At 34.4% G+C, this 14,418-nt stretch carries 11 protein-coding genes and 1 riboswitch; all 11 genes read left to right on the top strand.

The genetic code is table 11. From position 1 onward, the window contains the following. Positions 1-2: 2 nt before the first annotated feature. Complete coding sequence (locus tag LJ207_RS09040) at positions 3-716, top strand: precorrin-2 dehydrogenase/sirohydrochlorin ferrochelatase family protein (protein ID WP_229346172.1); 714 nt, start codon at positions 3-5, stop codon at positions 714-716. 30 nt (positions 717-746) lie between these two features. Further along, the gene (gene hemC, locus LJ207_RS09035; RefSeq protein ID WP_229346171.1) at positions 747-3,263 is read left to right on the top strand and encodes a hydroxymethylbilane synthase; all 2,517 of its coding nucleotides are present in this window, start codon (positions 747-749) and stop codon (positions 3,261-3,263) included. 79 nt (positions 3,264-3,342) lie between these two features. Further along, positions 3,343-4,314 carry a porphobilinogen synthase gene (gene hemB / locus LJ207_RS09030; RefSeq protein WP_229346170.1) on the top strand — a complete coding sequence of 324 codons (972 nt, stop codon included), beginning with the start codon at positions 3,343-3,345 and terminating at the stop codon, positions 4,312-4,314. 4 nt (positions 4,315-4,318) lie between these two features. Continuing rightward, entirely contained in the window at positions 4,319-5,626 is a 1,308-nt protein-coding gene (gene hemL / locus LJ207_RS09025; protein ID WP_229346169.1) for a glutamate-1-semialdehyde 2,1-aminomutase, read from the top strand. 22 nt (positions 5,627-5,648) lie between these two features. Beyond that, positions 5,649-5,866: riboswitch (cobalamin riboswitch) on the top strand. Between the two features lie 106 nt (positions 5,867-5,972). Then, positions 5,973-6,980 carry an ABC transporter substrate-binding protein gene (locus LJ207_RS09020; RefSeq protein ID WP_229346168.1) on the top strand — a complete coding sequence of 336 codons (1,008 nt, stop codon included), beginning with the start codon at positions 5,973-5,975 and terminating at the stop codon, positions 6,978-6,980. 42 nt (positions 6,981-7,022) lie between these two features. Next, the gene (locus tag LJ207_RS09015) at positions 7,023-8,102 is read left to right on the top strand and encodes a FecCD family ABC transporter permease (RefSeq protein WP_229346167.1); all 1,080 of its coding nucleotides are present in this window, start codon (positions 7,023-7,025) and stop codon (positions 8,100-8,102) included. Then, positions 8,099-8,869, top strand: a complete 771-nt coding sequence (locus LJ207_RS09010; RefSeq protein WP_229346166.1) for an ABC transporter ATP-binding protein — start codon at positions 8,099-8,101, stop codon at positions 8,867-8,869. Before LJ207_RS09015 ends, LJ207_RS09010 begins: the two co-directional genes overlap by 4 nt. A gap of 29 nt (positions 8,870-8,898) precedes the next feature. Further along, positions 8,899-10,689 carry a TonB-dependent receptor plug domain-containing protein gene (locus tag LJ207_RS09005; protein ID WP_229346165.1) on the top strand — a complete coding sequence of 597 codons (1,791 nt, stop codon included), beginning with the start codon at positions 8,899-8,901 and terminating at the stop codon, positions 10,687-10,689. A gap of 30 nt (positions 10,690-10,719) precedes the next feature. Further along, a complete protein-coding gene (locus LJ207_RS09000) occupies positions 10,720-11,523 on the top strand; it encodes a nitrilase-related carbon-nitrogen hydrolase (protein WP_229346164.1) in 804 nt (267 codons plus the stop codon). 484 nt (positions 11,524-12,007) lie between these two features. After that, complete coding sequence (locus LJ207_RS08995; RefSeq protein WP_229346163.1) at positions 12,008-13,291, top strand: ABC transporter substrate-binding protein; 1,284 nt, start codon at positions 12,008-12,010, stop codon at positions 13,289-13,291. Positions 13,292-13,412: 121 nt separating this feature from the next. Continuing rightward, on the top strand, positions 13,413-14,408 hold the full coding sequence (locus tag LJ207_RS08990; RefSeq protein ID WP_229346162.1) for a LacI family DNA-binding transcriptional regulator: 996 nt from the start codon (positions 13,413-13,415) through the stop codon (positions 14,406-14,408). Positions 14,409-14,418: the final 10 nt, after the last annotated feature.

Genomic DNA, 14,418 nt, shown 5'->3' with positions numbered 1-14,418 from the left:
TTATGGATTATCCGATTAATTTAGATTTAAATAATAAAGATATTCTAATTGTTGGTGGAGGCAGAGTTGGGTTTAGAAAATTTAAAAGACTTTTTTTTGTAGGAGCTAATATTACAGTTGTAAGTCGAGAATTTAATCCTGCTTTTGATGAATATTTTAAAAATGATAAAGAAAATTATAATTTGTTGCAGAGAAGTTTTGATGAGGATGATCTAAAAAACAAATTTCTGGTATTTGCTGCAACAGGAAACCGGAAAACTAACGAGGATATTGCATATTTAGCAGGTAAAGAAGATATTTTGGTTAATATTATAGATAATGCAGGTCTTTCGGATTTCACAGTTCCAGCAGCTCATTATAGGGGTAAACTTCTTCTGACTGCTTCTACAGATTCTATATTACCAGCTCTTTCTAGAAAAATTAGAAAAGATCTAGAAGAAAAATATGGAATTGAATATCAGCTGCTTTTAGAAGTTATGACAGAAATGAGGCCAGGAATTATTAAAAAGATTTCTGATATGAAAATTAGGCGGAAAATATTTCGAGAAATAGCTGGAGATATATTTTTGAAGAAAGTTAAGAACATAGTAAATAAAGAAAAAATAACTGAGCTTGATATTAATCAAAAATCAACTACTTATCAGAAGGCTGCTGATTATCTTATTGATGAGATAGCAGATATTATCGAGGCCTTTGTTTTTGATAAAAATATTTAAAAATTATTTTAGATGAGGATGATTATTTTGGTGAAAAAATATATTATTGGAACCAGAAACAGCAGATTGGCTCTTAAACAGTGTAATATTGTCAAAAACAAACTGCAAAATAAATATCCAAACTATGAATTTATAGTTAAAACTATTGAAACTACTGGTGATAGAGAAAGAGATAAAAAATTTAGTGAGATTGATGTTGAAGGTATATTTATCAGAGAAATTGAATATGCCCTTTTAGAAGGAGAAATTGATCTGGCAATTCATAGTTTTAAAGATTTACCAACCAAATTACCCTCAGAACTTGAAGTTGCAGCGGTAGTTGATAGAAGCAATCGTCTTGATGTACTGGTTGGGGCTGATAAAAAACTGGCGGAACTACCCAGGGGAGCAAAACTTGGAACAGGAAGCCTTCGCCGCAAATCTCAGCTCTTGGCTTATAGGCCTGATTTAGAGATAGTTTCTATTCGAGGCAATGTAGATACTCGACTTCGCAAAATGAAGGAAGAAAATTTAGATGGTTTAATACTTGCTGCTGCAGGTTTGTTGAGGCTTGATCTTGAAGATAAAATAACTGAATATGTTGATCCAGATATTTGTCTACCTGCTGCCAGACAGGGTGCTGTAGCTGTTGAAATCAGAAAACAGGATAAAAGTTTAAAATCAATTTTAAAAGAACTTGAAGAAAAAGATACTTCGCTTGAAGTTTGGGCAGAACATGCTTTTTTAAAAGCAATGAATGCCGGCTGTCATGCTCCAATAGCTGCCCAGGCACTAATCAATGATGGTCAAATGATATTAACTGCTGCAGCGGCAGAAATTGACGGCAGTAATTTATTGAGAAGGCAAAAAATAATAGTCAATTTAAATTTAAATTCTGTCAAAAAAGGTGCTAAAGAGCTCGCAGAAGAAATGCTTGCAGAAGGTGCTGCTGACATTATTGACCGATTAAATAATAATTCTAAAGAAAGTGCTAAAGCTAAAAGAAAAGGAAAGGTTTATTTAACAGGTGCTGGCCCTGGTGATCCAGCATTATTAACACTTAAAGCAGTTAGAATACTTAAAGAGTCAGATGTTATACTTTATGACAGGCTGGCAAATAATCGGTTTTTAGAATATGCTTCCAATGATGCAGAAAAAATATATGTTGGTAAAAAGGCTGCTGACCATCATTTAAGTCAGGCCGAAACAGAAGAATTAATGATCGAAAAAGCTCAAGCAGGAAATATTGTCTGCCGACTAAAAGGAGGAGATCCATTTATTTATGGTCGCGGTGGTGAAGAAGCACTGAAACTACGGGATGCTGGAATCGATTTTGAAATTATTCCGGGAATTAGTTCTTCTACAGCAGCACCATTATATGCAGGGATTCCTCTAACTCAAAGACATACTGCTTCATCTTTTGCGGTTATAACAGGTCATGAAGCAGCAGATAAAGAGGAAAGCACAATTGAAATAGAAAAAATAGCTGCTGCTGTTGATACTCTTGTAATTTTAATGGGGGTTGGTAATTTACCTAAAATTGTAGAGAGGGTTCTTGCTGCTGGTAGAAGTCCGGACACACCTGCTGCTCTGGTGCGCTGGGGTACAAGATCAAAACAGCAGACATTAGTAGGCACTATTTCTAATATTGCTGATAAAGTCAAAAAAATAGCTTTCAAACCACCTGCGGTAATAATAATCGGAGAGGTTGTTAATTTAAAAGAAAAGCTGGCCTGGTTTGAAAAGAAAAGCCTTTTTGGCCGTCAGATACTTATAACTCGTCCAGCTGCTCAGTCAGAATCATTTATGAAAATGATAGAAGCAGAAGCTGGAGCTGCAGTTAACGCACCGGTGATAGAAATAAAGTCAGCAAAAGATAATGATGATCTTAAAAAAGCTTTAGCTGAGCTGCAAAACTATACCCACCTTATTTTCACATCGGTTAATGGGGTTAAATACTTTATGGCAGAATTAGAGAAAATGGCCAAAGATTTAAGATCTCTTGCTGGTCTTAAAATAATGACTATAGGTCCAAAAACTGCTGAAAAGCTTAAAGAAAATGGTTTAAAAGCCGATTTTATACCAGCTGATTATTCTACAGAAGGAATTTTAAAATATTTAAAAGAATTAGAAACAAAAGGAGAAATAGATTTTGAGAAAGCTTCTTTTCTGCTTCCAAGGGCTAATATCGCTCCCAAAAGACTGGAAAATGCTTTAAGAGAAATGGGAGCTGGTGTTAAAAATGTTATTACCTATCGGACAGAGAGATGTGCAGTTGAAGCAGAAATAATAGATATGATAATTAATGATCAGCTTGATTTATTGACTTTTACCAGTTCATCTACTGTGGAATATTTTATTGAGGGAATAAACGAGCTTCTAAATTCATCAAAATTTGATCAGTTTACTTATAATGAAGTATTGAAAAAAATAAAATTTATACCGGCAGCCTGTATTGGACCTGTTACAGCGGAGACTGCAAAAAACAATGGTTTGAATACAGCAGTAGTGGCGGAAAAATATACTATAGAGGGTTTGATGGAGGCAATTAGACTTTACTTTGACTAATAAATGTTTTATACAATTAATTTTGTCCAACTAAAATACAACTTAAGCACAAAAGCAACTAAATTATGGAGGGATAGATGTGAATTTAAAAAGAAGACCTAGACGTTTACGTAGTTCAGAAAATATAAGATCTTTGGTCAGAGAAACTCATCTAAACAAATCAGATTTTGTCAAGCCTCTTTTTGTAGTTAATGGAGAAAATATTCGCGAAGAGATCTCTTCAATGCCTGAAAATTATCATTTATCTTTAGACCAACTTTTGATAGAAGCACAAAGGTTAGTTGATATAGGAATTAAAGCTGTAATCTTATTTGGGCTTCCTAAATATAAAGATGCCGAAGGATCAAGTGCCTGGCAGGAAGACGGTATAGTACAGAGGGCAGTTAGAACTTTAAAGAAAAAGCTACCCGGACTTTTTGTTATTACAGATGTTTGCCTGTGTCAATATACTGAACATGGCCACTGTGGTATTTTAGCTGAAGGGAAGATTGAAAATGATCAAACTTTAAAGAGATTGTCTAAAGTTGCACTTTCTCATGCCGAAGCAGGAGCAGATATGGTTGCCCCTTCTGATATGATGGATGGTAGAATTGCTAAAATTAGAGAAACTCTAGATAAAGCCGGTCATGGTGATGTTTCAATAATGGCTTATTCGGCAAAATACCATTCGTCATTTTATGGGCCATTTAGAGATGCCGCTCATTCTGCCCCTGGTCAGGGAGATAGAAGTAGTTATCAGATGGATATTGCTAATGCAGAAGAAGCATTAAGAGAATTGGAACTTGATATAGAAGAAGGCGCTGATATTATAATGGTTAAACCAGCACTCTCTTATCTTGATATTATAAGTCGAGCCGATCAAAAATTTAATTATCCAATTGCAGCATATAGTGTTAGCGGAGAATATGCTATTATTAAAGCAGCAGCAGAAAAAGGGTGGATAAATGAAAAAGCTGTAGCACTTGAAATGTTATGCTCAATTAAAAGAGCAGGTGCTGATATAATTATTACTTATTGGGCAGATAAAGCTGTAGAATGGCTGGAGGAGTGATAAGATGTTAAAAAGATTAACGATGAAAAAATCCAAGCACGCTTTCAAAAAAGCGAAAAAGTTCATACCTGGTGGTGTCAATAGTCCTGCTCGAGCTTTTAGTGCTGTAGACATGGAGCCGATTTTTATAGAAAGAGGAGAAGGGGCTTATCTTTATGATATAGATGGTAATAAATATCTTGATTACGTAAATTCCTGGGGTCCAATGATTCTCGGTTATAATCCACCTGAGGTAAAAGAAAAATTATCTTTACAACTTGAGAAAGGTACAAGTTTTGGGGCACCTACAGAAATAGAGACTGAAATAGCAGAACTAATTACAGATTTTTATCCAGCTGTGGATAAAGTACGAATGGTAAATTCAGGCACAGAAGCAACTATGAGCGCGATCAGACTTGCAAGAGGTTTTACTAATAGAGATAAGATTATTAAACTTGAAGGATGTTATCATGGTCATGGAGATAGCCTTTTAGTCGATGCGGGTTCAGGAATCGCAACTCTAGGGATCAAGGGTAGTCCAGGGGTTACAAAAAATACTGCTCTGGAAACTATCGTGGTTCCCTATAATGATCGTTTATCAATAAAAAAAGTGTTTGAAAAATTTAGTGACCAGATAGCAGCTGTTATTCTTGAACCTATAACGGGAAATATGGGAGTTATCGATCCTGGAAAAGATTATCTGGATTTTTTGAGAGAAATCACCAGAGAAAATGGTTCACTACTTATTTTTGATGAAGTTATGACAGGATTTAGAATTGCTCGTGGTGGAGCTCAGGAATTATATGATATTAAACCTGATTTAAGTGCCTTTGGTAAAATCATCGGTGGGGGGATGCCCGTTGGAGCTTATGCAGGAAAAAAAGAAATTATGGATTATGTAGCTCCAGATGGTCCGGTTTATCAGGCAGGGACTCTTTCCGGTAATCCAATGGCCATGCAGGCTGGTTTAGCCACCTTAAAAGAATTAAAAGACAAAAAAGTTTACGCTGAGCTGGAAAGTAAAGGTGCAAAATTAGAGGCAGGAATCAAAAATAATATTGAAAAACTGCAATTTCCAGCTGTATTTCATCGAGTTGGCTCAATGTTTACACTTTTCTTTAGTGAGTTAGAAGTAAAAAATTATCAGGATGTAAAGAACTGTGATCTTGAACTTTTTGCTGCTTACTTTAAAGAAATGATTAACTCAGGAATTTATATGCCTCCTTCACAATTTGAGGCTAATTTTATAAGTAGAGCAATTTCAGAACAAGATATAGAAACTACAATTGATAAAAATTATGAAGTCCTAAAACATCTTAAATCTAAATTATAATCCAGTTAATATAAAATTAAATTAAATATAATAATAATTAGGTGCCTTTAACTCTTAGTTAAAGGTGAATAGGGAATCAGGTGAAAAACCTGAACGGGCCCGCCACTGTAACTGTTTAAATAATCTTATAATAGGTTATTTGTGAAGACTTTTTTAACCACCTGTTAATTCTAATTAATGGGGAAGGGATAAGTCTTTTTGATCAGAAGTCAGGAGACCTGCCTAATTATTTTCCACTGTCTCTTCTGTCACAAGAACAGTATGGTTTTTATGCTCAAACTATACCCTTATCTTACCGAAAAGATAAGGTTTTTTTAATTCCTTTAGGAGGAGGAGGTAGATTAAATTGCTTAAAAAAATTACTTCAGTACTTACATTATTTTTGCTTTTAATTTTAATCTTTTCTTTTAACAATGCAGCAGCTGAAAAAATAGTAATTGAAGATTATCAAGCAGAGCTAGTGGAAATAGATACTCCAGTTGAAAGAATTATCTGTATGAGTCCAGCCATGATAGAGATCTTGATAATTTTGGGAGGCGAAGAAAAGGTCGTAGCTAGAACTGAAATGGATGCCGATTTATTGAGTTCTGCCCAAGACATTCCGGTTGTAGGTAGTTCTTCAAATAGGCCTCAAATAGAGGCTGTACTTGAACTTGAACCTGACTTGATTATTGCAGATACTATGCTAAGTGATAGAAACAGAAAAGTTTTTGAATCCTTTGGTATTGATGTGGTTGTTGAGAGCACCTCAGATCCAGATAGATTAAATCAGGTAATAGATAACTTTGCTTTAATATTAGATAACTCAGAAAAGGCGGAAGAGCTTAAAGCTTTTATGTCTGAATATGAGGAGTTAATAGAAAATAGATTGGCTGCTGTAGAAAGAGAGCAAAGACCATTAGTTTATTGGGAATGGAGGGGTAAATTTAGAACCGGAACCTCAAAAGCAACAGTAGATCCATTAATAGATTTTGCTGGGGGGATAAATATTGCCCATGATTTAGAAGGGAGTTATCCGGTAGTTTCAAGTGAATTTGTCTGGGAAGAAAATCCCGATGTAATTATAAAGATGGCTAGCAGAGATGATTCTTTAGCCGATATGCAGAATTCTAGAAATGAGCTGATGAATAGAAATGCTTTAAAAGATACTAATGCAGTTCAGGATGAACGAGTCCATATTATATCCTGGGATGTACAAAATGGTATATTTTCTATCATAGGCAAATTATATTATGCTAAATTTTTTCATCCTGATATTTTCGCTGATATAGAACCAGGTTTAATTAGAGAAGAAATGTTAAAAAGATTTTTTGAGCAAGAGGAATTTGATATTGCAGTTTATCCAAATGATTAATTTTAGCTATCAAGCGGTAGACTTAGGGGGCAGTAATTATATATGCAGAAGATAGGATCTGAAAATTATTATGATCGAGCTTTTAAAAAAAGAATGATATTTCTATTGTTTTTAATATTCCTCTTAGTGATAGTAACTATTTTTTCTATTACTTTAGGTGTGGCAAGTATTACTTTCGGTGATACAATTAAAGTCCTTTTTGGTGAGCTATTTGGCATAGGCAGCCAGGATTATAGTAGTTTTAGTAGAGGTATTGTGATGAATTTAAGATTGCCGAGAATCGCTTTAGCCATTATAACAGGCTTAGCATTAGGATCTTCAGGTAGTATTATGCAGTCAATTTTAAAAAACCCACTTGCCAGCCCATATACTTTAGGAATTGCCTCTGGTTCTGCTTTTGGAGCTGCAGCAGCAATAGTCTTAGGAGATGTTATTTTTAAAACTATCTTCACTGCTTATAGTTCCTGGGTTATTATATTAGGTGCATTTTCTTTTGGTCTGCTGACAATATTAATCATCAATTTAATTGTATCTTTAAAAGAAGGTAGTTCAGCAATGCTTATTTTAGCAGGAGTGGCCCTTGGTTATTTATTTTCAGCCGGAGTATCTTTTCTCAGATATGTTACTGACCATGAACAGCTGCGTGAACTTGCAATCTGGTTAATGGGAGGTTTTTATCAGGCTGAATGGAGAGATATCTTTATCTTAACCCCAATATTAATTTTATCCCTAATCTTACTTCTAAAAATATCATGGGATGTAAATGCTCTTTCAGCTGGAGAAGAGGTGGCCCAAAACCTGGGAATTGATATTAGAAAGTTAAGAAGAATCGGCACCGTAACAGCAGCATTTTTAACCAGTTCTGTAGTTGCTTTTACTGGGATTATTGGTTTTGTGGGCCTGGTTGCTCCCCATATCTGTAGAATGATAATTGGTAATGATAATAGATTTTTGACAATCAGCTCAGGTTTAGCTGGAGCACTATTTTTACTGGGAGCAGATACAGCTGCCAGATTGATAATTAGTCCTGCTGAATTACCGGTAGGTATTATCACCTCATTTTTTGGTGCTCCATTTTTTATCTATATGTTAATTAAAAAGCGAAGGAGTTATTGGTCATGAAAATGAAAGCTGATAAAATCAAATTTTGCTATCAAGACACCGCGGTTTTTGATGAATTATCTTTAGAAATAGAAAAGGGAAAGATTATTTCTCTGGTCGGTCCCAATGGAATTGGAAAATCAACCTTGATTAAATGTTTATCAAATATATATCAGGCTGATTCAGGCTTTGTTTACCTAGATGGCAAAAACACTCTTTCTATAGAAGCGAAAGAACTGGCTAAAGAGTTAGGCTATGTTCCACAAACCCAAAGAAATAGTTTTTCGATTAGTGTTTATGAGAGTATTCTACTGGGGAGGAAGCCATATTTTAACTGGAAAGTAAGACAAGAAGATAAAATTATTGTTCAAGAAATACTGGAGAAATTAAATCTTCAAAAATTAGCAGAAAGAGAGGTCAGTAATTTAAGTGGTGGAGAAATGCAAAAAGTAGCAATTGCCAGAAGTCTAGCTCAAAAACCCTCTATCTTTTTACTTGATGAACCAACTTCAAATTTAGATTTAAATCATCAATTAGAGGTAATGAATATTATTACTGAACTAGCTAAAGAGGAAAATGCAGCAGTAGTGATGGCAATCCATGATTTAAATTTAGCAGCTAGATTTTCTGATTATATATTTTTAATAGCTGAAAAAGGAAAATATATTTCCGGTAAAGCAGAGGAGGTGTTTACAGAAGAAAATATGGAAGCAACATATGGGGTTAAAGTTGAGATAGTGGAAAGTTCTAAGGGGATGTTGATCATGCCTATAGAATTGAGCAGCTAATAATTTTTAAAAAACATGGGAGGTATAAATTGAAAAAATATACAATTACATTATTAATCTTGTTTTTAATCATAACTTCATTGACGGCAGTAGTGATGGCAGAAGAAAATACAGAAGTTCTAGAACTAGAGGAAATTGTTGTTAGGGCATTAAGACATCGAGAAAGACTTTTAGAATCTTCTAATTCAATAGAAGTTATCACAAGAGAAGATATAGAAAAAAGAAATGTAGAAACTGCAGCTGATATATTAACTTATGTTCCAGGTGTTAAGCTTTTTACAGGTGATGGAAATGAAGATGCAGAAAAAAATGCCAGTATTAGAGGCTCTGCTCCCAATCAGGTTTTAGTTTTGGTTGATGGACAGCCCTTAAATGATCTAAGAACAGGTAGATTTGATCTATCACTAATCCCGGCAGAACTAATTGAAGATATAGAGATAGTCAAGGGTCCTGCTTCAGCTCAATATGGAGCAAATGCAGTTGGTGGCTTAATAAGTATTACTACCAGAAGTGGTGAAGAAGATCTGGAGTTTACAAATTTAAGAACAAACTTTGCTTCATATAATACTCAAAGCTATAATCTGAATCATTTTGGCTTTTCAGATAATTTAAGCTACAATTTAATGGCTAAAAATTATCGGAGTGATGGCTTTAATGAAGATCAAACAAAACAAAGTTCTTTATTTACTAAATTTGATTATAAGCTAGATAATCATTCCCAAATAGGAGCTTCTTTAAGATATACTGATACCGATAGAGGTGACCCAAGAGATAGAAATTATGAAGATTTAAATTTAAATTTCAACTGGGATCTTAATCAGGAAGCTATGGAGCAGAGCTTAAAATTATCCTATCATGAGCATACCTATACAGATGATTCTGGAAGAAGCGGTAGGAGAATTCATGAGACTGACAAAATCTATTTAGACTTTAACCGCAGAAATTATTATGATAATCATAACTTAAGTTATGGCTTTAATATTGCTAGAAGCTCTATTGATAGTGACACATATGATCAAAGAAGCAATGTTGAAGGGGCAGTATTTGTACAAGATAATTGGCAGTTCAATGATAAAACCAGAATTCATATCAGCGGCCGTTATGATATTCATGATGAATTTGGTTCAGAGTTCAGCCCAAAAGTGGGAATAAATTATTTATTAAATCCTAATTTAAGCTTTTTTGCTTCAGCTGGAGAGGCCTTTAGAGCACCTGATTATGCAGAATTATATCTTCCTGAGACAAGAATGGGAACTATTCCTGTAGAAGGTAATCCTGATTTAGATCCAGAAAGATCACGTAATTATGAAACAGGACTGCGCTATATAGAGGGAAGGACTAGGGCAGAACTAAATCTCTTTAGAAGAGAAGTGGAAGATTTAATTGACCGTGAACTTGTTGATGATGTGAGAATACAACAAAATATTGGTGAAGCAACTATTCAGGGTGGAGAAGTTGTTTTGGCCTATGCAATAACGGCTGATCTTAGTCTTGATCTCAGCTACATGTATTTAGATGCAGTTGATGAAGAAAGTGGTGAAAAGCTTCCTTTAAGACCTGAACACAGCTTTAACTTGGCTTTTGATTATAGTGGTGATAATTTTAATCTGCGTCTTGACAATAAATATCTTGGTGAAAGAGAAGATGGAGAAGTTTTAGACAGCTATATTGTCAGTGATTTAACCCTAAGCAGAGAGGTATTTAGAGATACAGAATTTAAATTATCGATCAATAATCTTTTTGATGAAGAATATGAAAGTTCAGCTGGAACTGAAACAGCAGGAAGAAATTATGGCTTTGAAATAAGCAGGAGATTTTAAATAGCTATATAATGAAGGGAGCCAAAGATAATGGAAGATTTGAGAGCTGCTGCAGTAAATTTTGAGTCAGAAGCTTTTAATATTAGAAAAAATATTAAAAATATAAGAAAGTGGACAGCTAAACTGCAGGATAAAGCTGAGATAATTCTTTTTCCCGAAATGGCAGTAACAGGCTATTCTAATGAGCCTAGAATTAAAGATTATGCTCTCAATACTAATTCTTCAGCAGTTAAGGAACTTAGCTTAATTGCTGAAGAATATCAGCAAATTCTTATAGTCGGCTTAGCTGAAAAAGAAGCTGCTAATTATTATATTACCCAGCTTCTAATTTCTTCAGATGGTATTCTTGCTAAATATAGAAAAACCCATTTGAGTCCAAATGAAAGCAAAATATTTTCTGCCGGTCAAGAAATAGAAGTTTTTACAGTAAAGAACACTAAAATTGCTATGCAAATTTGTTATGACAGCCATTTTCCTGAGCTTAGTACTATTCAAGCTTTAAAAGGGGCAGAAATAATATTTGTTGCTTTTGCCAGTCCTAGGGAAGATTGTCTGAGCAAAAAAGAGCGTTTTTTAAGATTTTTACAGGCTAGGGCCTATGATAATAGCTGTTATCTTATTGCAGCAAATTTAGTTAATCAAGAGTCAGGAATGGAAGGAACAGCTTTAATTATAGATCCTAAAGGAAAAGTTCTTGCTCAAAGTTCTGCTGCTGAAGAAAGCTATACTGTGGCTTTATTAGAGTCTGAAAAAATAAGCAGAATAAAAGACTTGAAAATGGGATATTTCCTTGCTCACAGGAGAGCAGAATTATATAATAAATATAAATACTGAAAATTATAAATATTTTCTTTTTTCTCTTGCAAAAGTATTATTATAATTGTATAATCAAGGTGAACCGACAGAAAGATTAGTAGCAGAGTGCTTTATTAGGTCGGTGGTTTAGTTTTGGAACAAAGCAGCTGTGTAGCGAGTATGTTCCCTCAATAAAATCAATTTATTAAGGGGGGCATCATCGTGAAAAAATTTCTCAAGCAACGGAAAAATTACAGAGGCAGATTAGAGGTTAAGAAAAGCGTTAGTTCTGACACCGATCTTAGACATGACAAAATTAAAAACAGAGCTATGATTGACTACTACATGTTGAGTGGTTACTAATTAAAGAAATAAACAAAGACTAAAACCAGGGTTTTTAACCCTGGTTTTTCTTTGTCAGAAAAGTATTAATATTTTTTTGACAATATAATTATTGCTTGTTATACTAGATTTATGGAAGCGGTTCCAAAATATCTTTTTTAACAATTCTAGGGGGGTTAAAATGAAAAAGACATTATTTATATTTTTTATTTTGATGATCTTTGCTCTCAACCCATTAGTTTTGGCAGAAGAAGTGGAAATTACCATGGCTGTAGGTACTGTTGGGATTGAACAGGAATTAGCTGAGAGGGCTGCAGAGATTTTTGAAGAGGAAAATCCGGGTGTGACAGTAAATATTCAAGCTGCACCTGAAACCTCTGATGAAAGAAGATCTGTTTTCCTGCAACACTTAGATCGGGAAAGCCCTGAGATCGATGTTTATCAAATTGATGTAATCTGGCCTGGAGAATTTAGTCATTACTTAGTTGATTTAAATGAATATGGAGCTGAAGAAATAGCTGATCAACATTTTGCTGCAATGATAGAAAATAATACTATTGATGGTGAATTAGCAGCCATACCTTGGTTTACAGATGCTGGTTTACTCTATTATAGAACTGATCTTTTAGAAGAATATGGCTTTGATGGTCCTCCTCAAACTTGGGATGAATTAGAAGAGATGGCTGCAGTAATTCAAGCAGGTGAAAGAGAAGATAATCCTGATTTTTGGGGATATGTCTGGCAGGGATATGACTATGAGGGTCTAACCTGTAATGCTCTAGAATGGATTCATTCTCACGGGGGAGGCAGAATTATAAGTGAAGAGGGAGAAATTACTGTTAATAATGAACAGGCGGTTGAAGCAGTAAATAGAGCCGGAAACTGGATAGGAGAGATTTCTCCACCAGAAACAACCGGCCTTGTTGAAGAAAGCTCAAGAATAATTTTTGAAGCTGGTAATGCTGCCTTTTTACGCAACTGGCCTTATGTATATGCTCTAGCTTCAGAAGAAGGAAAGGCTGTTGCTGGAAAATTTGATCTTGCTCCATTACCTGCAGGAGAACAAGGAGAAAGTTCAGCAGCTTTAGGAGGCTGGAATTTAGCTGTAAGCAGATTTAGTGAAAATAAAGAACTGGCAGCTGAATTAGCACTATTTATGGCAGGACCTAGAATACAAAAAATGAGAGCTGTTGAAGGTGCTTTTAATCCAACTATAGAAGAACTTTATGAAGATGAAGAAGTTTTAGCAGCAAATCCGTTTTTTGAGGATTTATATGAGGTTTTTGAAAATGCAGTACCACGTCCTTCAAGTCAGACAGGTGAATTATATAATGAGGTTTCTTCCTTGATTTCTGAGAATATATACTTTGTTTTAACAGGTGATCTTGGGGCAAGCACTGCTCTTGAATATTTAGAAATGGATTTAGAAGATTTATTGGGTTTTGAAACTGGTGAGCTAGAATAAATTTAATTATTATATAAAATCAGGATCTCTCAGTGGGGTCCTGATTTTAAAATAAAAAATATTTTCGCTTTAATTTAAATTACGCAAATCTTTTTTAGAATACACGAAAGGATATTCTATTATGGCTAAAGACAAAACAAATATCTATGATGTAGCAAAAAAAGCGGGGGTTGGAATTGCAACAGTTTCAAGAGTGATCAATGATAGTGATAAAGTCAAAGCAGAAACAAGAGATAAGATCATTCAGGTAATGAACGAACTGGATTATCGCCCCAGCAAAGTTGCTCAAAATCTAGCAAAACAAAAATCAAATGCTGTAGCCGTTATTTTACCTAGTTTTGTGGATCATTTCTTTGTTGAAGTTTTAAAAGGAATTCAGGATAGTTTAGAAAAAAAAGAAGTAGATTTGATATTATATAAAATAGATGTAGATGAAAAGAGAATTTCTAAAATAATGGATATAGTTCACAGCCGTAAAGTTGATGGAATCGCAGCAATTACAATGAATATCTCTAATAGCAATTATCAAGAGCTTTTAGAAAGTGAGATGCCTGTTGTAATCGCTGATGAAAGGTCAAAGGATTTCCATTCCATCTATTTTGATAATATAAAGGGGGCAGAAATGGCAGTTGACTATTTATTCAATTCTGGTCATCAAAAAATAGCCTTTATCAATGGAGATCCTGAGCACTATAATGCTCAAGAGAGATTTCAAGGAGTAAAAAAAGCCTTTAAAAAACATAAGCTTGATCTTGATGAAAAATATATTATTGAGAGTGATTTCTATGCAGAAGATGGCTATCAATCTATGCAGGAATTATTAGAATTGCCGCGATCTCAATGGCCTAGTGCTGTTTTTGCAGCATCTGATAATCAAGCCATAGGTGCTATACAAGCATTAGAAGAAAGAGCTTTAAAAGCTCCTGATGATATTGCTTTAATAGGATATGATAATATAGAACTTGCTAAGTATTTAAAAATTACTACTATCTGGCAGCCGATGTATAAACTTGGCCAGCTGACAATAGAGGTTCTGCTAAAAGCAATTGAAGGAGATTTAAAAGAACGTTTTGAAAAAGAATTAGATTTAAGTCTTATCAAAAGAGAGACAGCCTAAGGAGGAAATA

The sequence above is a fragment of the Halanaerobium polyolivorans genome, assembly GCF_020711195.1.
In the GTDB taxonomy this organism is placed as follows: domain Bacteria; phylum Bacillota; class Halanaerobiia; order Halanaerobiales; family Halanaerobiaceae; genus Halanaerobium; species Halanaerobium polyolivorans.
This window is presented reverse-complemented; position numbering and strand designations above follow the sequence as displayed.

What these genes read in the sequence shown, in the direction of transcription:
- LJ207_RS09040 (WP_229346172.1), top strand. Translation starts at nt 3, where the DNA reads ATGGATTATCCGATTAATTTAGATTTAAATAATAAAGATATTCTAATT.
- hemL (WP_229346169.1), top strand. Translation starts at nt 4,319, where the DNA reads ATGTTAAAAAGATTAACGATGAAAAAATCCAAGCACGCTTTCAAAAAA.
- LJ207_RS09015 (WP_229346167.1), top strand. Translation starts at nt 7,023, where the DNA reads ATGCAGAAGATAGGATCTGAAAATTATTATGATCGAGCTTTTAAAAAA.
- LJ207_RS09010 (WP_229346166.1), top strand. Translation starts at nt 8,099, where the DNA reads ATGAAAATGAAAGCTGATAAAATCAAATTTTGCTATCAAGACACCGCG.
- LJ207_RS09000 (WP_229346164.1), top strand. Translation starts at nt 10,720, where the DNA reads ATGGAAGATTTGAGAGCTGCTGCAGTAAATTTTGAGTCAGAAGCTTTT.
- LJ207_RS08995 (WP_229346163.1), top strand. Translation starts at nt 12,008, where the DNA reads ATGAAAAAGACATTATTTATATTTTTTATTTTGATGATCTTTGCTCTC.
- LJ207_RS08990 (WP_229346162.1), top strand. Translation starts at nt 13,413, where the DNA reads ATGGCTAAAGACAAAACAAATATCTATGATGTAGCAAAAAAAGCGGGG.